Source organism: Psychrobacter sp. NPDC078631, assembly GCF_050268165.1.
Lineage (GTDB): Bacteria > Pseudomonadota > Gammaproteobacteria > Pseudomonadales > Moraxellaceae > Psychrobacter.
The window spans coordinates 269,812-292,392 of record NZ_JBNNGG010000001.1; the positions used below are offsets into that span (position 1 = coordinate 269,812).

Below are 22,581 nucleotides of genomic sequence, written 5' to 3' on the forward strand. Positions count from 1 at the left end.
TTGAAACATAACCGATATCTCCTATATAATAGCCAGTCTTATTGGGGATGTTCTGGCTTCGACGCTGGTGATGAAACTCAATGATGCATGTCGAGAGTGTATGTCCTCTCGTTAATCAAACATATATTGTTATAGTCGCAAACGACGAAACTTACGCTCTAGCAGCTTAAACCCTGCTTACTTAGTTGCTGATCACCTACAGTTGGTTAACTAAGTTGAAGCGTCCGCATGTAGGCTCGCCACAAGTGATTGTCTCAATTGCTTGGGTTCAAAAGTAGAGAATCGTCCAATCCATCCTGACTGTCGGATCGGTGCGGATTAAATTTAAAGACAGAAACTAAACATGTAGATTCATGAGCGTAATGCTGGCGGACGCGGGTTCAACTCCCGCCATCTCCACCAAACACTGATAAAGGGCTGACCGTCATAGACTGTTAGCCCTTTATTTTGGGCGTTTTTTGGGTTTTCACTACCTCGTAGGGGTATGGCGAACCATATAGAATGTTGGTATTATTGTTGGTATTAGAGTTTATACACACTCTCAATACCAACAAAGGATAGCCCAATGCCCTTAACTCATACCGTCATCAATAAGCTACAGCCTAGTAGCACCTCAATTGATACAAAGCGACCTGACAAGCATAGTGACGGTAACGGGCTGCAATTATGGGTGCGTTATACGGGCGTTAAGTCATGGATCAGCGCATACCGTTGGCAAGGTAAACAGCAAACCCTCACTATTGGCACTTATCCAGTTATGAGCTTGCAGAACGCAAGGCAGCGCAATATTGAGATCAAACGCTTAATAGCTGATGGTGTGAATCCTAAAGATCATAAAAAAGAGCAGCAAGCCAGCCAAGACGGTTTAAATGTTTTCGATAACATAGCCCAGTCATGGTATGCAGAACGCAAAACCTACCTAGCAGACAGCACCTTTACCCGTAACTATTCCGCCTACATGCGCGATGTTAAGCCCTCCATTGGTCAAAAGAACATCAACGACATAACCGCGCCTGATATATTAGCCATTGGCAAAGCAGTAGAAAACCGTGGTGCTAATGAAATGGCAAGGCGTACCATTAGAGAAATAGGACAAATATTTAAGCACGCTATCCGCAATGGACTAGCCACGCATAACCCAGCCACCGACCTAGCCGAAGCAATCAAACCACACAAAACGATCAACCACCACCGCATTACTAGCCAGCAACTGCCAAAGCTACTAACAGACATCAATGCTTATCAAGGTGATGTACTGGTGAAGCTAGGCTTATGGTTTTTATGCTATACGTTTGTGCGTACCAATGAATTACGCTTTATGGAATGGTCAGAGATTGACTACAAACACGGCTTATGGCGAATACCAGCCGATAAGATGAAAGCCAAGCGTTTGCACATTGTGCCACTAGCACCACAAGCAATGGCGATACTGGAACAGATCAAAGAGCTAGGTTTTTCGGATCAGTACGTTTTCTTTAATACCTCAACTCGTAAGCCATACAGTCAAAGCGCATTTATTAATGCCCTATGGAATATGGGCTATAAAGGTAAGATGACTGGTCACGGTTTCCGTGGGCTTGCCAGTACCACGCTACATGAAAAAGAGTTTATGCACGAAGCAATAGAGCTACAGCTAGCACATGACAGAGAAAACAAGATAAGCGCAGCATACAACGGAGCGCAGCACCTACCATACAGAATAGACATGATGAACCAGTGGGCAAATTTCATTGATGATGCTTACGCTGGCAAATTAGACAACGTGATCCGTGCAGACTTCAAACAACACAAACAAAAGCATGGCTAACATCATGCTGTAACGACTATGCAAGGCTAGGACTAATTACCCGAACGACAGCTATTTACACACCCTTGTGCTGTCACTGCCTTGCACCTATTTTGAATAAAGGGTGTAGGGGTGTGAGTATGCAAGCTAGTTCATCATTTACAGAACTCCATGAGATAATAGAGTATGCCGAAAGCAATGCTGATACCATTTTAAATATAGATGAAAGGTTAAGTTTCTATTTAAAGGCGCTTGAAGTTAGTACTAAAATTAATATGCTTGGAATGCATCACATATCTACAGGTTATCCACCTGAAATCCGAAATCTGCTAGGAAGAGCTTCGGAGGTAGAAGGCGCAATATTCCACAGCTGTATAGCACGGGATTATGGCTTCACATATTCTCAGCCACGCCTAGTAGATTTCCACAAGGCTAGGTTATTTGTCACAAGCTTTTTTATAGAAAATTACAAAATAATGGATAGATTTGCACTATGTGAACAACTATACAAAGTCAATAAAGATAAGAATTTTTTAGGTGTGTTAGCTGAAAATAAGAATGTTTCTTTTCAACCAATTATTATATTTAAGGCGTTGTATAACTCGATATTGGCTCAGCTTTATATATTAGCTGACAGAGAAAACGATGCTCTTAGCAGCCTAATGAATGCATCATTTTTCTATGGTGCTAATATACAATTCAGTGCGCCAATAACAGAACAGCAAGCACAAAGCTTAATTGAAATTGATATTAGCAGACGAACTCAAAAAGCTAATGAGGCTAGATGGCAAGGTCATGTGGAGCAGCAAAGACGAAAATATTTAGAGTTGGATAAGCAGCGTCAAAGTGAACTAAGCAAAAAGCTGAGCATCAAAGACGTAGCAATGTGGATTTATAACAACCGTAACGAGTTTGAAGTAGAGTATGAAACGATTAGAGATCATCTAAGTAAAGCACGCAAAGGAGAATTTACTAACAATTAAAAGTATGGTTTGCATTGCATACACTACTATTTGCAGCGTAAGCAATGGTGGTTACGCTGCACAACTATTCTACACTTTACTACTACCCCATAAGATAGCCCTTGTAAGCCGTAGCGTACTGTTACGGCTCTATACAATACATGGAGCTATGAACATGGCACACCCAACCCAAAACACGCCAGTAATTCCTTTTACTGGTGATACCTCGAACGATACCGAACCAGCCAACGCAAACAGTCCAGCTATGCAACTGCCTACTACCGGCATGGGCAGAGCAAAGGACATTTTGCCGTTTCTACCATTTAGTAAAACCACCTTGTTTGAATGGTCAAAAGATGGACGTTTCCCAGCTGGTAGAAAGCTAAGCCCTACCATGACAGCATGGAGCTATGCAGACGTTCACGAATGGCTTAACTCTCACACCTCAAACACAAGCGAGGTGTAGATCATGAACACACGGCAAACAAAGCAGAAGTATAAGCAAATCATTCTCAATCACCTGTTAGCAGGCAAGACTCTATCCACCTATGAAGCATACGATCTGTACAACATAACGTGCTTTTTACAGCGTATCAGTGAGTTAAGAGATCAAGGCATAACTATTCAAGATGAATGGGTAAAGAATAACGGTAAACGCTTTAAACGCTACTGGATAGATCAGCCGACAAATAACAACAATAACGCTAGTGAGGTGCAATCATGAGCCAATCAAACGATAGACTATTACATATAGCGGACACGCTCGAGCATATCAACGATGAGCTAATTTCATTATCAATTGACACTGAACGCTATGCAATGGCATTGCAGGCGGTGAAGACAGATGACCCCGTATCTCAAGGCGTTATTCAAGCAGTCATTGATGCATTGTCTAATGACTCATTTTTTGCCGCCGATGCCAGCGCACATATGGATAGAGTTTTATCAATGCCTGAAATGGAGGTTACGCGCTATGAGTGATAATCATACCAAAACCAATTTAAAAGCCCATGACGGTGCGCACAAACGCAAGCAGCCACATAAGCGCGGCTTACTACTTAGCTTTATCACATTCATGGCATGGGTAGCAGGCATTGGCTTGCTACTGTCACTAATCGCGTGCCAGCCAGTACAATCAAAACCGATTGCAACCAATACTAACAATGGTTACTATATAGACCTCTCAAAACTTACTAGCGGACAAGCCAGCCGTGACATCTTGGCTTTTTTTGTGCCTGTCATTGGTATGGACTCTCAATCCTCAACCAAACAAACAGACACAGCCCCACAAGCGTACTCAAGCGCCACAAGGGGGCAAACCATCATATCTATAGCAAATCACTTGCTAACCGACTATGACGGGTTGACGTTGCAAAATAAAATAGCCGAAAGGCGAATATGCAGGGCGGTTTCTAGTAAGACCGAGAGTAAGACCCGTCACCCTATATCTTTACTGTATAGCGTGGCATTAACTCAAAACTTACTAGGAGCTATCCATCATGGGTAATTCAATCCGTACGACCTCAAACACTCAAACCACTACTAACAGTACATTAGCGCATCAAGTCCTTAACGGCTCGCATGATGACGGCTTGTCTATTGTTAAAAACAAACACCATAAAGTTATAGATATAACCGAAGCAGACGACAAAGAAGCTATCTTGATACCGTCTATTATGTTGTCTGATATTGCTTGTGATCTTACAGGCGCTATCACTACATTAAATGATATTGGTGCACTGTTACACCTGATCTATGAGCAAAAAATAACACCCCATCAAGCTATATCAATGGCGCGTCTGTCACATGATGCAGCCGACACATGGGCAAACCTACTATGCAGTCAGTTAAATATCATCAATGAACCTTTAGCAGTGACTCGTTACGGTAAGGAGGTAGTACAGTGAAAACCTACCCTCCAAAACAGAGCCGTAAGCACGCCAAGCGCAAAAGCTACTACAAGAAGTATAGAGCCACGCGCCAGCCTAAACAGTCACAAGCAAGGGGGAACAGATGACCACTACACCAACAGCCACCCATGAAAAAGCCCGTGCATTTAGCACAGGCTTTAAGGAATTGCTGAATAGTTTTGATGCAGCCACACGGCAAGGGCTAGCAGATGATTATCTATTGATTAAACTATTGCAGCTATTACCGCCTAACAGTCTAATAAATATTACAGATGATCTTACTACAGATGACGCGCAAATAGTAGCAACCGCTGGCACGATAGCCTTACGTTTGACCGATAAGCAAGGCGATATAGTAGGCGCGGTATTCTACACACCAAACAGCAAAGCAAAGCCCATTGTCATTGATCCTACAGGGTATGGCGCTATCGTCATTGGTGAGCCAAACAAAGCCAATGAGATAATAGCTTTTAATGACCTTGATAGCGGTATTGATGTTTACAGCTACCTGATGGGCAGCGATAAAACAATCATTGTTAGCTCTCACAAAACAAAGCAATGTCTTAAAAAGATGGTGCAACACTGGAGCAGCGGATCACAAGTAACTGTACCTATGACGCTTGATGACAAGGGCTTGATAAACCTATTGGCAGGTGTGAGGGCGCAAGCATTAGTTACAGTGGCTCATATCGTCACTATGCTACAACATGATAGCTATGAAGCCATAATATCCGCTGATGACACCCAGCTAGTTAATTTACAAGATACTGCCTATTATCCTGAATGGCGCGATGATCCCCAGCTGAATGAACCGATGACCTACAGTGATGGGCGTTTTGAGCTTTACCACGATGGGCTGTTTTTCGTGAAGTATAACGATGATGACCCAGCAAACATTACTTTCAAGTTTAAGGCGTTTGTTTGTTCACCTATAGAAGTTATCGCTAAGACAAGGGACACAAGTAGCGGTACATGGGGGCGATTATTACAGTGGCGCGATGATGATGGTGTGTTGCATACGTGGTCAATGCCGTTATCACTACTGCAAGGCGATGCAAGAGAATACCGCAAAGAGCTTGCCAGTCAAGGCTTGAACATTACCACCAACCCCAAACAGCGCAATTACTTAGACACCTATATTCAAAACTACCCTATTCACAAACGGGCGTTATGCGTGGATAAGTTGGGCTGGCACGATAAGCAATATATATTACCTGATAGAGCCATAGGCAGCGATGGTAAGCAGCTTATCGTCTATCAGTCTGCAAATAGCATTAATAGCACACTAGACCAGCAAGGAGAGCTAGCCCAGTGGCGTGATAACTTATGCAAACCACTAGCAGAGCAAAGCCGTTTTGTTTTCTCTATTGCTTGCGCGTTCGCAGGTCAATTACTGGAGTTATTAGAGTATGACGGGGGCGGTTTTCACCTCTTAGGATCATCAAGCATGGGTAAGTCCCTATCGCTTAAATTGGCTGCTAGTGTATGGGGCAACCCTGACAGGTACGTTAAGACATGGCGCAGCACTGATAACGCCCTAGAGGGCACAGCAAGCGAGCACAACGACAGTTTTCTGCCACTTGATGAGATCAGCGAGTGTGATCCAAAAATAGTCGGTAAAACCGTTTACATGCTGGCTAATGGTCAAGGTAAAGGGCGCAGCACCACCACGGGACACAATCGTATAGCCAAAACATGGCGCATTATCTTTTTGTCTAATGGTGAGGAGTCGCTACAAAACTTTATGGCGCAAGCAGGACAGAAAACGAATGCAGGTATTGAGGTTCGAGTGGCGCATATAGATGCTGACGCTGGCAAAGGGTTAAAGACCTTTGATAGTTTGGTACTGGCAAAAACAAGCGAAGCACAAGCCGATAGGATCAAAGAGCTGTCACACGCTTACTATGGATCAGCTGGCATTGCATGGCTAGAACATATCACCAGTGACAAGGCAGCAACCACCGTCACCGCTGGGCAGCTTGTCAGTGACTTTATGAGTGAGTACAGCGACCTAACAGCACAAGCGCATAGAGTGGCTAAAAGGTTCGCTATCGTGAGCGCAGCTGGAGAGCTAGCAACACAGGCAGGTATAACAGGCTGGCAAGTAGGACAAGCAACCACAGCCGTTATGACATGCTTAGATAATTGGCTTGATAACTATGGGCGTGATGGTGAACATGAGCAGCGCCAAATCATAGATCATATCAAGGCATTTATTGAACAGCACGGATCAAGTCGTTTTCAACCTTGTCATATTCACACGTACCAAGACTTTGAACCCAAGATAACCAACCGTGCTGGCTATCACAATTACGACACAGGGGAATATTATTTCTCTACCAGTACCTTTGATGAAGTCTGTTCACCATTTAACAAAAGCAAAGTCCTACAAGTGTTAGATGAAGCTGGATTGTTGAATGTGACTGAGAATGACCGTAAAACGTGTAGAGTCCCTTTACCATTCAAAAAGAACCGCCAGCGTGTTTATGCGGTCAAAGGTGAGATATTAAGTTGTGAAACTACAAAAAGCACTGGGACAGCTGGGACAACTGGGACAACCCATACATCGCAAGGTCTAGAACCTGTCCCAATCATTAAAACACCACTGGGACAGCTGGGACAAAATAGCTCAATTTGTTAATCTGTCCCAAGTGTCCCAAAGACTAAAAAAGGGCTGGGACAGCTAAAAGCCAGTAAGTACGGGCGCTGTCCCATTGTCCCAAGTGTCCCAAGCAAAAAAGCAGATGCAGACAAAAATATTCTAAGGTGGGCATTTATCGTCTGCCTTTTTTTGTGCCTGATATTTATAAATGTTTATCGTGAGATCAGGTTAATGACTAACCTGTATTAAGTACTCCATGCTAACGTGAGCAGCTCAAATAGGAAGTACTAAAGATATCGAAGTCAGTTTAATTCATTGAATTAAGTTCTTTATAGCATGCTAGGTAATTCATTGAAGTAAACTCTTCTACCGCTTGTTGCTTATCGTCTTCACTACTGTAACGAGGCTCATTGAAAGCTAAGCTAATTAATTCAATTGCGAGGGCATCTTCATCTCCGAATGCCTTTTCTGCTGCATTTATTAAAGTCGATGCAGCCATACCATTTTGTCTTGCAGCCATTATAAACCCTGCACTTTCTGAAACAGTTTCACAAATATCATCTTCAGCTTGTGCAAAAATAGAAACAACTGATAAGCCAATCGTTAGAAGTATTTTTTTCAAAGTTTATTCTCCCTAATAAAAAAGAAATATAGCTGACAAATAATTTAATATAATCAATAGCGGATTATAGATAAAATCAGTTTTGAGACTATCACTTGCTAAAAACAGTCTTAGACACGTTAGGCGATTACTGCCAAGCCTTTTTTATAATGTAAAAAAACTAAGGTTTCCCTAATTTTCTTACATTATAAAAATATAGAAAAGTCGCAAGGTTCTTAAAAGACCTTTGCGACTCAAAAAGACTAAATTAAACTTCTTACTTAATGACAGTGATAAGTACCTCGTTTGGTGTCATTGTGGCAACCTGATGCATCAGTTCCACCACCATGAGCGAAAGCAGCTGAAGCGAATGTTACTGTGAAAAGTACTACTAGTAGCTTTTTCATAAAATTATCCCACTATAGTTGATTAATATAGATTCTACTATATGTAAAAATACGAAGTATTGATACTTAATAAACTATTACAATATTGGTTTTATCATTAGTTTTTCTAAATTTTGAGCTGATATTATCTCAATATGAGAATTGTTATGTCTGAATCAGTATTGGCACGCATCGTAGCAATGAGATATGTATAATTTTCGAACTCGTTAAAACCTGACAAAACCTTACATTCAAAACCAATTTGCATGTTGTCATTTGTTAACATTGGCAGACAGTACCGACTTAATAAAACTTAACATTGAGAACCTCATAAAACCTTACATTGAAAACCAAATCACACACCGCGCAATGCTGGCTTGAACCTTGCCTTTACCTAGTTTTCGGAGTCCATAAAAGGGGCAATTTACGGACATCATAAGCAGGGTTGAAAAGGAGTTTATGGAACAGTACGCACACGCGCGAAGCAAACACCAGTTACAGGGTTTTTGCGCGATATAAAAGGGGTAGTTTCTTAACAAGTACGAGGTAGGTTGTTGGACACGTTAGAGTTATGGGCAGAGTACGCGCACAGGTGCAGCTTATGTCAATGCTGGCTAGTTTTCGGACATCTTAGAGGGCAATCAAAATAATACTTTGAGTCCATAAAAAGGGGGGCTTTCTGGACAGGTATCGAGGGGGGTATTGTTTTGAGTGTTGAGCGTATCGACAAAGGACACCGCCACCATTCACACGCACAAAATAAAAACCGTTTCAAAAAGAGGTTAAAGGTAGTTTTGCGACAAGTATCGTAAGCGTATGACTTACAGCGATAATTATCAGGTTAAAGCCATGTTAAAAGTTAAAGCACACTGTTTGTCAGTCATGCTAAGGTATAGTGTATTGAATGGACACCAGTGGACGAATAGATGAACAAGTTAATCCCTATAATCTTATTATCACTGACAGCTTGCCAGCCCAGTAAAAATACGATTGATAATGTTGATGATGCTATAACTGTTCATGATTTATATTGGTCAGGTTATGGCAATGTTGAGCCATACCCGTTTACTACTGAGTATGGTCATATTGCTTGCAGCTTAAACGAAGTAACATATTATCCTGATGATACGATCAATGATGAGTCGCAAGTAGGCTTGCCATTGAACAAACTAGCTCAACAAAGACAAGATGAAAGCGGTATAACAGCAACCGTACCAAACGCCATAAAGCCTAATGCTGATTTGTCCGAAGCTATTAGAATGGGGCTAGATAGGTGCAAGCAGGTACAACAGCAATTAGATAAACTTAGATCAGAAAGCGGTATGTAAAAAGTCAATGAGCTAAACTTTTAATTTCACCACAAATCACCCCCTAAGCCGCAATGACTTCTAAGAGAGTCTTTTAATATTTTAACTTGTTCGGTTTTCACCTCTAAAGCCTCTCCTACATTACCTATGTGTTCTTGGCATGAGCTGCTATACCAATCATCAGGCGAGCAGTAATAATTTACATCTAATGTTTCGTACTCATAGGGTTCAGTCTCGAGCTCATAGTAACTTATAGCTTCTTCTATATAAGCACGGCAGTTAATAGGTAGGTTAGAATCTGCGCCATATTCGGGCTTACTATTAGAGTCGCTGCATGCAGTTAGAAATATTGCAGTAAGTACGATAAAAAGCTTATTCATCATAATTGTACCGATAGTTAAAATATCCTTTAATAGTATAATAATCATTAATTACAAATAATACTCAATTAATTATCAGCCAGCCAAAAAAGAGTATTATCAAAAACGATTGTTGGTATTATGGTTGGTATTGTCTATTTTTAAATTAATAATTTTATTTATTATCAGGTACTTATATATATAGTTTAGTTTCCGCCATCTCCACCAAACATTAAAAATCCGATCACTTAGGTGGTCGGATTTTTTTTGTCTAAATTTTATGGTTAATTAAAGAAACAATGATACCAATGAACTTTTGATGAGAAAGTAAAAACTATCTATATGGATTAATCATCAGGTCTTTAAAGTTGAATCGCAATTTTTTGTTGCCTATGGAGAACATAATATTAACTTGTCTTAAAGAATAATTCTGATTATTCTTAGTTGAGGTCTATTCTTAGTATCAGACGATGCAGTAGCAAGAATAAGCGGACTTTCAAATAACTACAGGGAATGTATTATGTTAGGAAAAATGATGTATCAGCCATTGCTGATCAGTGGTCTAATCGAACACGCTGCCCGTTATCATGGTGATACGGCGGTTTTGTCCAAAGAAGTCGATGGACAGATGACTCATACCAATTGGCGTACTGTCTCAGATAACTCAAAACGATTGGCCAATGCGTTGGCTACACTGGGACTTAAATCATCAGAACGTATAGCAACTTTGGCTTGGAATAATCGTCGTCATTTAGAAGCTTGGTATGCGATTTCAGGTAGTGGCATGGTTTGCCATACTATCAATCCACGTTTGTTCCCCGAGCAGCTTAGCTACATTATCAATGACGCTGATGATCGTGTGCTATTTTTTGATACTACTTTCCTACCGCTAATTATGGCAATTAAAGAGCATATCAAAGGTGTTGAACACTTCATTTGTCTCGGTGATCGAGATGATAGTATTGTAGAAAAACTGCCTAATGTACTGTTCTTTGATGAGCTATTAGCAGAAAACTCGACTGACTTTGACTGGCCTCAATTCGATGAAGCAACAGCTAGCTCTTTATGCTATACATCCGGAACTACCGGTAACCCTAAAGGGATTTTATATACACATCGCTCTTCTGTGCTGCATGCTATGGCATTGTGCATGCCTGATGTCTCCGCGCTCTCTGCACAAGATGTTTTGTTACCCGTGGTACCGATGTTCCATGTCAATGCGTGGGGCACACCTTACGCGGCTGCCTTGACTGGTTGCTCTCTCATACTTCCTGGTCCAAATCTCGATGGTGATAGTCTGGTATCTCTCATCGATGATTGTCATGTCACAGTTGCTCTAGGGGTTCCAACGATTTGGCAAAGTCTATTGACTGCTGCCAAAGCCAGAGGTAGCAAGCTTGATAGCATGACGCGTACCATCGTTGGAGGAGCCGCATGTCCACCATCGGTCATCAAAACGTTTAGAGAGGATTTTAATTGTGATGCAGTACATGGTTGGGGCATGACAGAAACCAGCCCACTTGGAACGATGAATCAGATAAAAGCCAAGCATAAATCGCTGAGTAAAGATGAGATTAATGAGTTGCGTAACTCTCAAGGTCGTCCGCCCTACGGCGTTCAGCTACGTCTCATAGATACTGACGAGCCGCTACAGCGAGTCGAAGAAGATGGTATGTCTCAAGGTCGTTTACAGATCAAAGGGCATTGGATCATCAATGATTATTACACAGAAAATCCTGACGCGATAACTGAAGATGGTTGGTTCGACACAGGCGATATTGCAACCATTGATGCCGATGGCTATATGAATATTCGGGATCGCTCAAAAGATTTGATCAAGTCTGGTGGAGAATGGATATCGTCAGTAGAGCTGGAAAACATCGCAGTCGCCCATCCGCAGATAAGAATGGCGGCCGCTATTGCTGCAAAGCATAAAAAATGGAGCGAACGTCCAGTACTAATTGTGGTGAAAGAACCAGACTCAGAAATCGACGAGTCGCAAGTACTGAGCTTTTACGAAGGTAAAATCGCCAGCTGGCAAATACCCGACAAAGTCATATTTGTAGATAATATCGTCCTAAATGGCGCTGGGAAAATGGTCAAAAAGGATTTGCGTGATGACTATGGCAACGTATTGTTGGATAGCTGATTTAGCTGTTAAAAGTGAAGACTGATAATACCATTTGAAGAGCTTGGTATATAAGTTAGATAAATTTCTTAAAGTTAGCATATGGTCTTAAATATTACACAGCCTCTAATATTAGGGGCTGTGCTGTTTTACAAACTCGCATAATATTATGTAATGTCACTTTAAGTAGATAGGAGTGACAAAAATAAGAGTGATATAAAAAATTATCAGGATCGAATAATGGATCGACAGTCAGATAGCTGCTTGTATAGACTGAAGCTATCTAACAGTTTGGACTGTACAGAGTAAGGCAGTTTGTTTTTTTGTCAGGATTTAATTGCTTCACAAGTGTAACTAGGTTGCCTTTATTCTTCGCTTGAAGTATGCCTCAAAATTACCCATGCAGCATACTATAGAACAGCTAATCTAATTGACTGCTAAACATTGAAAACACAAATATTAATAGTTTACATGAACCGTTACCGTATCAGAGTAGCTATCTGGGATGAAGTCGGCGCTAGGCACAATAACGTATATGTTTTTTGTTTTAACTTCGCCAGTACCAACATCTACTGCCCAATTTCCTTTTCCATCGCCCCAAGGTATGCGTCCACTTTCACTATCCCGCTGCAGTTGATAGGGTACTTGGTCGGGATTGTTACCGGTGCCACTCATGAAGCTCCTCCCATCATTATTTCCGGCAGCGTTGAAAAGAGTCAAGCCGATTGTATAGGGAGCAGTATTTGTACAGGTCACACCGATACTACTACTACCCTCGATATTAAGCTTGTTTGCTGGGACATTTCCCAAGTTGACATTGGCGGGAGGGGTAGTGATTTTACATTCATTAACAACATTGGCTTCAACGGTAAATGAGAAGGAACTGGTTCCTTGGGGTTCTGATAAGCATTGTTTTGTGTCACTACTAGAATCAACGGTTACGTATGTCAATGCTGCATTACTACCCGTAAAAGCGGCAGTGTAGTCATCTGCTTTGGCAGCATTATTGTTATATAGCAGAGATACCCTAACAACGGTTGTTTTAATGGTTGGTGTAGTAGTACCTGGCGCTACGCTGAAGAAATCAATAAACTCCGTATCACCCACGATGCGATTGCCCCAAGTAGCATTACTCATATCATTAAGTGTCATGTCAAAATTTAAATTTGAACCATCACGCCCAGTCATATGACGTGGACTGATTTGAGAAGTATTATTGGTACCACCATCAACACCAATACAGACGGATGCCCACTGGGTGACATCAGACGTATTAGTGCAACTGTAAGTCAGTGTTTGCTCGACGCTTGCATTGTTGGCATTGCCAAGAGTAATCGTACCAAGATTGGGTGAGACAAAGCTGTCTACTTGGCAAGTAAGTGCTTGCGCATTTGATGGGAGCCACAACGCAACTGGCAGCAATAACAAACCGTAACGCCATTGAAGTAATTTCATCATGGTTGTACCTTTTGACAAATGAGGGGGCCGATGAGTGGAATCTCATCACCCTGCTTGGAATAATCAAAGCTAACCGTGCAAACCTCACCCGAGGGAGTAGTTACCTCAAGCGTATTGTGTTCATCAAGCGTGTCGAGATATACCTCACCATCAAAGCCAATGATGGTCGATGGCACTTCCTTATTACTAAGCTGACGTACTTGACTGCCAAGCGAGAGCGGTTGTTTATTACTATCTGTTAGGATAACTGACGCCGAACGTACGGGCGTGATATCAAAACCGACAAGAATACCAGCAAGCTCGGTCGGTGTGGCATTTATGTCTACTTTGTCAATACGCAGGTCTGCTGGCAGTTGCATAGGGTCAATGCCAATCTTATTTTCTTGATAGGCATTCAATGGTGTTACCAACAATAGACCTTTACTATTGGTCGTGCCGATGGGACTGTTCTGTAAAGAGACAGGTATATCGGCGATACCATTTGTAGAAACTACGGCAAAGCCATTGTTTATCTGTCGAGCAGCAAACAAGCCACCGCCCATCGCAACTACGGCGCCTGTAGCACTTGCATAGCTTGCGTAGTCACCATTGTTGCTACTGATACCCGCTCGTATTTGACCGTAGCGCCCAAGGTAATTCAGCTCGGCAAGACCGCTAGTGTCATCCTTTCTATCCATACTACCTTCTAGGCTATGACGTGCTTGCGCCCGCCACCCAATACCACCTGCATTCGAAGCAGGTCGCGAAACATCAGATGAGAAAACGGTACTATTATCGGTGTGCTGTACACTGTTGCTCAGCGAAATATTGCGATCCAGTGATAAGGATGCGCTAAGAGAGGCGCTGTTATTAGCAGAATCATTAATGTCATGATTGTAGTTGGCGCTTAAACTTAATCTGCGACCAAAGGATTTAGACCAGTAGGCGCTAGCAAATTGTGTGGTTTCATGCTCAGCCTGCGATACCTGATTATAACTCACACCAAAACGGCCTAAAGACTTTGTACTATAACCTGTTGAGACTTGCTCACTTCGACGAGCAGGGGCAGAGCCGTATTGTGTGCCTACATCGCGGTAATCGTCAATAGTACCCATGGCATTGATACCAATATTGAAGCGACTGTTATTCCATGAGTAGTTTGTACTGTATTGTATGCCATCTTGACCTTGGCTCTCGCTACCTGCTAATGAGGCGAATAATATACCGCCTGATCTACCAAGCAGCAACGTGCCACCAACACCCGCATTACTGAGGCCATTGGTGACTTCAGCATGAGCTTCTACAGTAAAGCGGTCATTCATGCCATAACGCCACGTTCCACTAGCAGCAACATTGCTACCATAATGAAAAGAATGAATGCCATAGTTTTCTCGCACTGCGCCAAGCTCTATGGACCAGTCAGACAGGCCGGGCTGTAGTAACCGATGCGCATCATATAAAGAAAAATTAAGTGTCGTGCTTTGCCCTAATACATCGGTTATTACCAGCTGGGCAGTGCCTGAACCACTGAAGCTTGGCGCTGTATCAAGCTCGAATGGTCCAGCAGGTACATCACCACTGTATTGTTTGAGACCATTGACATAAAGCTCTACCGCTGAGGGTAGGGTGGCTGTGCCAAAAAATGAAGGCAATGGTGTGGTTGATCTATACGGTTGAAGGGAGAAATTGGTACCAATTTGTAGACCACCGAAGCGCGTAGGTCGTGTCCATGACAACGCACCCGTGAGAATATCGCCTGCACGAACCGTAATTAGCTTATCTGGAAATGACTGACTCCAGCTAGTATCCAAACGTACGCTACGACTATCCCAGTCATTGCTATCAGTATAACTATTCGCGTTAGTCAAAGCAGTAGAGCTGAGTACACCAAGCGTGTTAAACGCGCGCAGTTCAGTATAAACGCTTAAATTTCTCGCGCTATTTTGAGTTTGGGTGCCGTAAACATTATAGTTTAGCAACATGCCAGAAGATGATGTGGGCTGAGGGCGCTTGTTGGTACGCGTGTTACGGACAGTGGTGTCTAAATTGAGCATACTTAGAGGCGCGATAAGTCGCAAGGATTGCTGCCGAGCATCATAATCAATATTGAGATCAAGTAAGCTATTCAGGAGTATGGCGTCAGTCGTATCGGCAGGTACTATAAAGCCAAGCTGTTGTAGAATGGTCTTACTAGCCCAGAGTTGTTCGTCACGGTAGTAGAAATGCGTCAAGCCTGCACCGGCACCATTTAAAGTAGTATCCAGATACAGATCTAACCCCGATTCAGCATCGTCGGAGGTGTAGCTGTCTAGATTTAGATTGGCAAGTTCGGTGTCCCCAGCGTCTGTAGGAGTGATGCCACTGAGTTCTACGGCGTGACTGGCTGATACTGCCACGCACTGTAGAAAAACTGCTTTAGCGAATGGATGTGTCCATCGTGACGTTTGGTGTCGTCTGAGTGCCATTCATCATAACCTTGAATTTACCACCTGTCGTTATTACAGAGGGCGGTATTTTCAGCGTCCAGTTCATAGTCGCACCGGGTAAGACATACCCTAGCAGCCCTGGATTGATCACCGTGCTATTACCGGCTGTATCCACAAAGCTGAGTCCGGCCAATTGGGCATGACCATTGCCACTGTTGCTGACGCGGAGTTTTATCGCTTTGCCATCTGGTTGCAGATGTGTACTCCACTGCAACTGTGGACTGGTTTTGGCGACATTAAGCGGCTGCACAAATACTGGTAGAGAGTAGGTGAGTGAAAATTGTATGCCACTCTGTTGAGTGGCAGATTTAATCGGCAGCTCATTAACCACAATACGATAAGTGTCTTCGACTGCGCCTGTACCTTGCGGTGGTGCCTTTGCGCGGATGACTCGGATAAGTTGGTTTTCACCCGGTTTTAGCTCAATCATTGGTGGACTGGCCAACAGTCCTCGCGACGGCGTGAGCCGATCGCCCTGTTCATCCTGTAGCCACTGATACACGCGCACTTGCGCATGTACCACATTGTCACCGGAGTTACTGAGCGTCAGGCCACTGGCATTTTCTCTCGCTTGTAAGCTTAAGGAGATGGGAGAAACTTGCAAGCCACTCGCCATCGCTACCCCAGAAGACAGTAGCAAGCTGGCAAAAACTGCAGGTCTCGCAACACGGCGTAACCAGAGACTTAACATATATATTAGTAGCCTACAGAAACGGCAACGGTATCGGTATAAGTATCCGGTTTAGCATTTCTAGAATCTGCTGTTAGATTTACGAATACAGTATATGGTGTGGCAGCAGCTTCGAAACCTGCTCCTAGCATTCCAGTCTTATACGTGGCATCCCAAACTGCGCCACCTGCAGTGTCAGACAAGGTATACGCTAATTTCCGTTCATCTTCTGCAGTGTGACCTGCTCCTGTCAATACGCCAGCTCCAGAGTCAGATGTGCCGCTTGTTGGCGACATTGTAATACTATAAGGCGTACCTTGAGAGCAAGCTACGTTAAAAGTGGTGGACTTAGCAGTTGCGTTTACATTAGTAGCAGTAGGGTTTAAGCTAATGTTACCTGCTGTCGTTACTGTACAGAGTTTCTGAACTGTCATTCCAACTTCAAAAGTGCTGCCAGCAGTTTCAGCATTCGCAGAAACAGCAGCAAATCCACCAACGGTAAGTAGCGCAGCAGTCATTAGGGTTTTATTAAATTGCATGGTAATTCTCCAGAAAATATAAGTGCTTTTAGTACTTCAATAAGTCAGGGGTAATACCAAATAGATATATAGCTTATATTTCATAAAGTATTGGAAGTTATAAACCTTCACAATTTACTAAAGTTAGGTTTTTATAGGAACTTACTCAACAATAGCCAATAAAAATATAAACCGTTTATCTCTAAATATATACCACCTGTCATTTTTTGTAATCGCATTGTAATACAGTTCTCATAATAATGCACGTTAAATGTTTGATTAACATTATAATTTATCAGATTTTACCAATATGCAATTAATTTTACCTTCATACTGACCTTACTTAATTTTATCTAAACTTATCCTTTAGAATTATAGTAATTACAAACAAAATTTCTATATTACATCCTAGTACCTGAATATAGATTTTAGTTGTATCTAAATGAGTGCTAGTTGGCTAAATATTCTTAACAGTTGAAAACGATAAATATTAATAGCAGTCAATAAAAAGCTTTACATAATGCATAGTGCAATTGGTTTAGAATAAATCTTCAAGAAAAGATAATAATGTTTTATCAAAGCATTTAAGGTATATAGCTGACCTAGAAAAGTAACTATTTATTTAGCACTTTTTATAACTGCTACTAGGGCCAATAGTTGGAGTGTATGGGGGAGCGATAAGAACATAGGATGTAGTAACTGTAGAGGACGGAAAACTTTATTAACTTACAAAATAGATAATTGTGAAAAACTTGAGTCAATAGAACATAGTCTGTCGGTCTGTATATCAATCATATTCTGTAGATGTTAAATATTAAGGGTATTAGCTGTCATACTCATCTTAGTCGCTGTGCAATTTATAAAATAATTAATGGAAATTCAGATCGTAGCGAGCCAGTTTTACTTAAAAAAGTACAGTTTACGAAGGTGAGGGTAGTGTGGAGTGAATTAGAAGATAGGTTTAGTATTAAGATTGAGATAAGGTAGGCTGAGCAAAAAAGATAGCCGTATTACTTTTAAGTAATGCGGCTATCTTTTTTATAAGGTTTAGTGATTCTATATATTGTATCGACTGAATTTAACTAGTCGTATTAGCTAGCTAAAGAAAGCTTAATGCTATATTTTGAGTGTAAACTAGTCACTCTTATTTATCTATATTTCAGATACAACAAAGCCCCTGATATCAGGGGCTTTAGCTGTTCTATAAGATAGTATAGGACTATGTAATGGTACCCGGAGCCGGACTTGAACCGGCACGCTATTGCTAGCGAGGGATTTTAAATCCCTTGTGTCTACCAATTTCACCACCCGGGCAAAACTTGTTTTATCTAAAATGTAAACTAGCTGATAGACCATCTAGTTACTAGATAAGTGGTCGCTATTATAATCGGTTGTGATAATAATGCAAGCCAAAATTAACGTAAAATTAATAAATAATTGGAGGCTGGAGTCGGAATCGAACCGGCGTTAACGGAGTTGCAGTCCGCTGCATGACCACTCTGCCATCCAGCCAATCAAGGTCGCCTATATTAGCAAAAATATAGTAAATTACAAGTCCTTTTTTCATTAAAAACAGCTTATTTACTATCTTGTCTATATTTAGCCCCAATTTAGGAGCGTTTATACTGTTAATAAGCTTTTTCAAACCATCAGCAAACCAGCGTTTAATGATGATGGTTTAAAATATAGTGCGCTAAACAATATCTCTATTGTCACGTTTGGCACTTTTCACATCTCGATAAGTGGCCGTGCAAATTAATACGAGTACGCCAAGAGTAATGGCAGGCCAAATTAAGATATATAAGCCATAAATAAAAACGTTGTCCATGATATCTCCTTATAATATTGCTAAGTAAGTAGCGATTAGCCAAATACTACTGGCCAATCGGCACTCGGATAAAGCGACTTTGGTTTAAGATTTAAGTGACGATGGTATTTCCGATTTTTTATCGTAATTGCCCACACGCTGCTTAATTAAATCGAAGTCGAAGTGTTCGTCTCCCATCAGGCTGATAATCACACAGACGACGGTACTAGCGCCATAAGCGGTTAGAGAGGCTAGTAGAACCATATATTGACGTAAGAAGCCAGTAGCGAAGATAAGCATCAGCACAAGCGTGATAGCTGCGGCGACCATGCCAATCTTACGACCTAAGAACCCAAAGACCATTAGCCCAATAACAACCGCTGCACCGACACTGGCCAGTATTTCAAAGAATAGGGCAGTGACACCAGTGATTGGAAGTAATTCGAAACGGGCAACGCAAAATAAGAGCAGTCCGATGATCACTGCTGAGGTAAAGGCAGTATTGGTGACGCGATTCCAAAACACACTGGCAATTACAGGGAAGACAATAGCACCCCATAGTGCCCCAACGAACACTAGCATGACGAGAATATCAAGCTTAAAGCTCGCAAAAATTAGTCCAGCTGCTGTCGCAACAATCATCGTGCTGCGACCAATTAGCATCATCGTTTTAGGTTTAACATGGCCTTTTTTGGCGATGTTTTTACCGTAGACATCTGCCATCATAATGGTCGATAGCGCTGATAAATCTGAGTCAGCGGTCGAGGACAATGACCCAATCACTAAAATAAAGAATAAGGCGATAAAGACGGGATGCAGATAAGTACTGACCATTTGAGGGATGAGGTTATTCATATTGCCATCGAGTGGCTCGACGCCTATCGTCACAGCCATTAGTCCAATCATACCAAGACCAATAACGATACCAGCGTAGCCTACTGTAGCAGTGATAAACGTCGCTTTAATCTTGGTTTTATCAATCGCAAATAGGCGCTGAGTGATGGTTTGGTTACCGATAGCATATGCTAATACAGCGACAAAGTAAGGCGCACCTTGTTGAAAAAATGCCTCAGAGGAGAAGAAGTTCTGCTGTTCTAACGTCAGGTTCGACAGCCCGCTAACCATAACCTCAGGGCCACCCATGGCAAATAACACGGCGGGGATAATAACAATACCAATGGCCATTAGAGCGACCAATTGGGCAAAATCCGTAAAGACGGAAGCTCTAAACCCTGATGTCAATGTATAGCTCAGTACACCGATACCTGCGATCATTACCCCTGTTTGGAACGATAATGGCGACAGGACTGACACCAATGCTCCAGCAGCGGTAAAGTTGACCATCAAGCTAATTAAACTGCCCATAATATTGGATATGGCTAAGATTAATTGGCTTGATGAACCGTGGCGGGCATGAATCAGTTCACCTAGTGTATGACCGTCTGGTGCCAATTCACGAAAGCGCATACCGAAAGGGTAGATGAACAAAATCATCAATGCACCCCAAAACCCATAGTGTATAGGCCCTGATACGCCGTATTTATAGCCAGAGGTAGCAGCAGCATAAAATGAGGCCGCCCAAATCCAAGTGGCGGTCATGCTGGCTGCACCCATACCGAAGCCAACACCGTGACCTGCGACCATAAACCCAGAAGTTGTCTCTTTATCTTTTTTGATTAATAAGGACAGCAAATAGGTGCCGCCATAAAATGCTAATAATAATAAAATAATCGTTAATGATGAAAATTGGAACAATGACTCAGTTTTCAAACTCAGACCTCGCAATTGTTAATTGATGAATAAAGTTCGGTAAAAATGAAAGATACCAAACCATTAGGAATACAGCATAGCCTACACAGCCCTCATACCGAACGTATGTGGCTAATATGAATAGCGAAAATACCAACTGTAGTGGTAAGCAAATGCTAAGTGTCACGCCCAAATCTTAATGAGACAAATAGTGTCAAATCAAAAAGACAGGGACTACTTTCAATAGGCGTCAGTTAATGGGTAAACCGTCAGGCTATTAATAGGCATACACAAAGGTAGCTACATGCTAAAGAAAACTCATGTGATGAGTGTCTATAGCGGAATTACGAATAAGCACTAAGCCATGATTGCATGACCCGAACTCGATTTAGACAGCCTTATCAGCTGTAATAAGCAATAGGTAGGAAATCTCTACTTATCTATTGCGATTGATGTGTTACTAAGTGACATTAATAAATAAAACTACATATTTGTTAAGTACCTGTAACATATTTGCGCGGTAAGAGTAACCTATTATGTCACCAACCTCAAACATTATCCGATATTTACCAGACAATGACCGAAGATGATATATAAGTAGTTATTTAAAGAGATTTAATAAGATATTTAATAAAGCATTGAAAGATAGGGCTTTATTATGAGCAGAATCGAATGATATATCGCTATGAGCTAAGTTATAAGTATGAGTAAGTAACTGAAACTTTCATTAGAAAAAAATAGATAATGAGCGATAGATGGGTGCTCTCAATGAACAAATAGAAGTGAATTTTTATATATTATCTTGTTTTGTATAGTAAGTGACTCGGTTATCACGTAAAAATCCAGCCAATCCAAGTCCGTAACGCTCAGCCACGCGCACCGCTGTACTGGTAGGTGCTGACATGCCAACTAGCCACGGGATTTGACTTCGAATGGACTTTTGAACCAGCTCAATAGAGAGACGCGAGGTCATAAGCACACAGCTAACGTCTGCTTTCTGGCGTAATTGCCAACCGATAAGTTTATCGAGTGCATTATGGCGGCCTACATCCTCAAATAAGTATAGCTGCTGATTATGTATCGTTGCTGCGGCGTGTACTGCACCTGTCAGTTGATGTGTATGCTGCGCAGCATCCACTTGTTGACGCAGTGCCAATAGGTAGTCAAGACTTGGAACAGTCGTCTTAGCACTATCGTTGCTTGTCGATTGATTATGGTCGGACTGTAGACTGCTTTGAGAGTAAGCACTTAAATCAGGCAAAGCTTGTGTTAATCCAGTAATACCGCACATACCGCAGCCTGTACGCCCTGCTAGCTGACGTTTCTGCGATTGGATACGTTGATGGCAGCGTTGGCTCAATACCAACTCCACGACATAGATATCGTAATCTTGAAATTGTTCTAAGCTTTGCTCAATTGATACTGAGTCAAGGCTTTCATCATTCGATTCTTGAGCAAACTGCTGATAGCTAGCGATATCTGCAAGATGAGTCACTTCCCAGTCGAGTAGCTCGTGACTGTACTGAATTAATCCTTCGCTAAATAAGAACCCAACCGCTAAATACTCTAACTGATGAGGACTGGCCATCAGCACAGCATAATGAATCCCATTAATGATGATAGAGACCGCAGCTTCGACTACTAAGCTAGTGTTCTGAGGTTCAATTTGAAGGTGAGAGTCATGATTAGGATTATTGTTAATTGACGAATAATGATGCTTGTGTGCAAAATGACCACGAGCGAGTGGTGTCTCTGACAACATATCATCGTTAGACAGCTCAGGTGTAACTATCTTAGTGCTAGTTGAATTATCTATCATAGTAGGGTCAATAAAAGCATCACTTTGCTCAGCGTTATCTTCAATGGTTATCAC

The 22,581-nt window shown here is 41.9% G+C and carries 19 protein-coding genes, 2 tRNA genes and 1 other RNA gene; 11 read left to right on the forward strand and 11 right to left on the reverse strand.

The window, feature by feature from the left end; genetic code table 11:
- The first annotated feature begins 43 nt into the window (after positions 1-43).
- The 9 genes from ssrA to ACQKCP_RS01115 all read left to right on the forward strand — a co-directional run bounded on the left by ssrA (position 44) and on the right by ACQKCP_RS01115 (position 7,299).
- Positions 44-402, forward strand: a transfer-messenger RNA (tmRNA) gene (gene ssrA / locus ACQKCP_RS01075).
- 163 nt (positions 403-565) lie between these two features.
- Positions 566-1,807: a tyrosine-type recombinase/integrase gene (locus ACQKCP_RS01080; protein ID WP_427610958.1), complete on the forward strand. Its 1,242-nt coding sequence runs from the start codon at positions 566-568 to the stop codon at positions 1,805-1,807.
- Between the two features lie 119 nt (positions 1,808-1,926).
- A complete protein-coding gene (locus ACQKCP_RS01085) occupies positions 1,927-2,769 on the forward strand; it encodes a hypothetical protein (RefSeq protein WP_427610959.1) in 843 nt (280 codons plus the stop codon).
- A 154-nt stretch (positions 2,770-2,923) separates the two neighbouring features.
- Positions 2,924-3,214, forward strand: a complete 291-nt coding sequence (locus ACQKCP_RS01090; protein ID WP_427610960.1) for a helix-turn-helix transcriptional regulator — start codon at positions 2,924-2,926, stop codon at positions 3,212-3,214.
- A 3-nt stretch (positions 3,215-3,217) separates the two neighbouring features.
- Complete coding sequence (locus ACQKCP_RS01095) at positions 3,218-3,472, forward strand: helix-turn-helix domain-containing protein (protein ID WP_427610961.1); 255 nt, start codon at positions 3,218-3,220, stop codon at positions 3,470-3,472.
- Positions 3,469-3,729: a hypothetical protein gene (locus ACQKCP_RS01100; protein WP_427610962.1), complete on the forward strand. Its 261-nt coding sequence runs from the start codon at positions 3,469-3,471 to the stop codon at positions 3,727-3,729. Before ACQKCP_RS01095 ends, ACQKCP_RS01100 begins: the two co-directional genes overlap by 4 nt.
- Positions 3,722-4,255 carry a hypothetical protein gene (locus ACQKCP_RS01105; protein ID WP_427610963.1) on the forward strand — a complete coding sequence of 178 codons (534 nt, stop codon included), beginning with the start codon at positions 3,722-3,724 and terminating at the stop codon, positions 4,253-4,255. The genes ACQKCP_RS01100 and ACQKCP_RS01105 overlap by 8 nt, the downstream gene beginning before the upstream one ends.
- Positions 4,248-4,655 carry a hypothetical protein gene (locus ACQKCP_RS01110; RefSeq protein WP_427610964.1) on the forward strand — a complete coding sequence of 136 codons (408 nt, stop codon included), beginning with the start codon at positions 4,248-4,250 and terminating at the stop codon, positions 4,653-4,655. The genes ACQKCP_RS01105 and ACQKCP_RS01110 overlap by 8 nt, the downstream gene beginning before the upstream one ends.
- 106 nt (positions 4,656-4,761) lie before the next feature.
- Positions 4,762-7,299: a DUF927 domain-containing protein gene (locus ACQKCP_RS01115; RefSeq protein WP_427610965.1), complete on the forward strand. Its 2,538-nt coding sequence runs from the start codon at positions 4,762-4,764 to the stop codon at positions 7,297-7,299.
- Positions 7,300-7,567: 268 nt separating this feature from the next.
- Here the strand turns inward: ACQKCP_RS01115 and ACQKCP_RS01120 are convergent, their stop codons facing one another.
- Positions 7,568-7,882 carry a hypothetical protein gene (locus ACQKCP_RS01120; protein WP_427610966.1) on the reverse strand — a complete coding sequence of 105 codons (315 nt, stop codon included), beginning with the start codon at positions 7,880-7,882 and terminating at the stop codon, positions 7,568-7,570.
- A gap of 260 nt (positions 7,883-8,142) precedes the next feature.
- A complete protein-coding gene (locus ACQKCP_RS01125) occupies positions 8,143-8,268 on the reverse strand; it encodes a YHYH domain-containing protein (protein ID WP_370587730.1) in 126 nt (41 codons plus the stop codon).
- A 905-nt stretch (positions 8,269-9,173) separates the two neighbouring features.
- Here ACQKCP_RS01125 and ACQKCP_RS01130 point away from each other — a divergent pair.
- Together ACQKCP_RS01130 and ACQKCP_RS01135 are read left to right on the forward strand one after the other, a co-directional pair.
- Positions 9,174-9,575, forward strand: coding sequence for a hypothetical protein (locus ACQKCP_RS01130; RefSeq protein WP_427610967.1), 402 nt, complete (start codon positions 9,174-9,176; stop codon positions 9,573-9,575).
- An 858-nt stretch (positions 9,576-10,433) separates the two neighbouring features.
- Entirely contained in the window at positions 10,434-12,062 is a 1,629-nt protein-coding gene (locus ACQKCP_RS01135; protein ID WP_427610968.1) for a long-chain-fatty-acid--CoA ligase, read from the forward strand.
- A 438-nt stretch (positions 12,063-12,500) separates the two neighbouring features.
- Here ACQKCP_RS01135 and ACQKCP_RS01140 read toward each other — a convergent pair whose 3' ends face one another.
- The 9 genes from ACQKCP_RS01140 to fdhD form a co-directional block, all read right to left on the reverse strand.
- Positions 12,501-13,499: a Csu type fimbrial protein gene (locus ACQKCP_RS01140; protein WP_427610969.1), complete on the reverse strand. Its 999-nt coding sequence runs from the start codon at positions 13,497-13,499 to the stop codon at positions 12,501-12,503.
- Entirely contained in the window at positions 13,496-15,943 is a 2,448-nt protein-coding gene (locus ACQKCP_RS01145; RefSeq protein WP_427610970.1) for a fimbria/pilus outer membrane usher protein, read from the reverse strand. The genes ACQKCP_RS01140 and ACQKCP_RS01145 overlap by 4 nt, the downstream gene beginning before the upstream one ends.
- A complete protein-coding gene (locus tag ACQKCP_RS01150; protein ID WP_427610971.1) occupies positions 15,894-16,655 on the reverse strand; it encodes a fimbrial biogenesis chaperone in 762 nt (253 codons plus the stop codon). The genes ACQKCP_RS01145 and ACQKCP_RS01150 overlap by 50 nt, the downstream gene beginning before the upstream one ends.
- 5 nt (positions 16,656-16,660) lie before the next feature.
- On the reverse strand, positions 16,661-17,173 hold the full coding sequence (locus ACQKCP_RS01155) for a spore coat protein U domain-containing protein (RefSeq protein ID WP_427610972.1): 513 nt from the start codon (positions 17,171-17,173) through the stop codon (positions 16,661-16,663).
- A 1,206-nt stretch (positions 17,174-18,379) separates the two neighbouring features.
- Positions 18,380-18,466 (reverse strand) — tRNA-Leu (locus ACQKCP_RS01160).
- Between the two features lie 124 nt (positions 18,467-18,590).
- Positions 18,591-18,664, reverse strand: a tRNA-Cys gene (locus ACQKCP_RS01165).
- A gap of 181 nt (positions 18,665-18,845) precedes the next feature.
- On the reverse strand, positions 18,846-18,980 hold the full coding sequence (locus tag ACQKCP_RS01170) for a putative transporter small subunit (RefSeq protein WP_211181310.1): 135 nt from the start codon (positions 18,978-18,980) through the stop codon (positions 18,846-18,848).
- Between the two features lie 84 nt (positions 18,981-19,064).
- A complete protein-coding gene (locus ACQKCP_RS01175) occupies positions 19,065-20,714 on the reverse strand; it encodes a sodium:solute symporter family protein (RefSeq protein WP_427611651.1) in 1,650 nt (549 codons plus the stop codon).
- A gap of 784 nt (positions 20,715-21,498) precedes the next feature.
- Complete coding sequence (gene fdhD / locus ACQKCP_RS01180) at positions 21,499-22,581, reverse strand: formate dehydrogenase accessory sulfurtransferase FdhD (RefSeq protein ID WP_427610973.1); 1,083 nt, start codon at positions 22,579-22,581, stop codon at positions 21,499-21,501.

Excerpts from the sequence above, each read along its gene's own strand:
- ACQKCP_RS01100 (WP_427610962.1), top strand. The coding sequence starts at position 3,469 with ATGAGCCAATCAAACGATAGACTATTACATATAGCGGACACGCTCGAG.
- ACQKCP_RS01115 (WP_427610965.1), top strand. The coding sequence starts at position 4,762 with ATGACCACTACACCAACAGCCACCCATGAAAAAGCCCGTGCATTTAGC.
- ACQKCP_RS01125 (WP_370587730.1), bottom strand. The coding sequence starts at position 8,268 with ATGAAAAAGCTACTAGTAGTACTTTTCACAGTAACATTCGCTTCAGCT.
- ACQKCP_RS01135 (WP_427610968.1), top strand. The coding sequence starts at position 10,434 with ATGTTAGGAAAAATGATGTATCAGCCATTGCTGATCAGTGGTCTAATC.
- ACQKCP_RS01095 (WP_427610961.1), top strand. The coding sequence starts at position 3,218 with ATGAACACACGGCAAACAAAGCAGAAGTATAAGCAAATCATTCTCAAT.
- ACQKCP_RS01145 (WP_427610970.1), bottom strand. The coding sequence starts at position 15,943 with ATGGCACTCAGACGACACCAAACGTCACGATGGACACATCCATTCGCT.
- ACQKCP_RS01085 (WP_427610959.1), top strand. The coding sequence starts at position 1,927 with ATGCAAGCTAGTTCATCATTTACAGAACTCCATGAGATAATAGAGTAT.
- ACQKCP_RS01155 (WP_427610972.1), bottom strand. The coding sequence starts at position 17,173 with ATGCAATTTAATAAAACCCTAATGACTGCTGCGCTACTTACCGTTGGT.
- ACQKCP_RS01170 (WP_211181310.1), bottom strand. The coding sequence starts at position 18,980 with ATGGACAACGTTTTTATTTATGGCTTATATATCTTAATTTGGCCTGCC.
- ACQKCP_RS01110 (WP_427610964.1), top strand. The coding sequence starts at position 4,248 with ATGGGTAATTCAATCCGTACGACCTCAAACACTCAAACCACTACTAAC.
- ACQKCP_RS01130 (WP_427610967.1), top strand. The coding sequence starts at position 9,174 with ATGAACAAGTTAATCCCTATAATCTTATTATCACTGACAGCTTGCCAG.
- ACQKCP_RS01140 (WP_427610969.1), bottom strand. The coding sequence starts at position 13,499 with ATGATGAAATTACTTCAATGGCGTTACGGTTTGTTATTGCTGCCAGTT.
- ACQKCP_RS01150 (WP_427610971.1), bottom strand. The coding sequence starts at position 16,655 with ATGTTAAGTCTCTGGTTACGCCGTGTTGCGAGACCTGCAGTTTTTGCC.
- ACQKCP_RS01105 (WP_427610963.1), top strand. The coding sequence starts at position 3,722 with ATGAGTGATAATCATACCAAAACCAATTTAAAAGCCCATGACGGTGCG.
- ACQKCP_RS01090 (WP_427610960.1), top strand. The coding sequence starts at position 2,924 with ATGGCACACCCAACCCAAAACACGCCAGTAATTCCTTTTACTGGTGAT.
- ACQKCP_RS01080 (WP_427610958.1), top strand. The coding sequence starts at position 566 with ATGCCCTTAACTCATACCGTCATCAATAAGCTACAGCCTAGTAGCACC.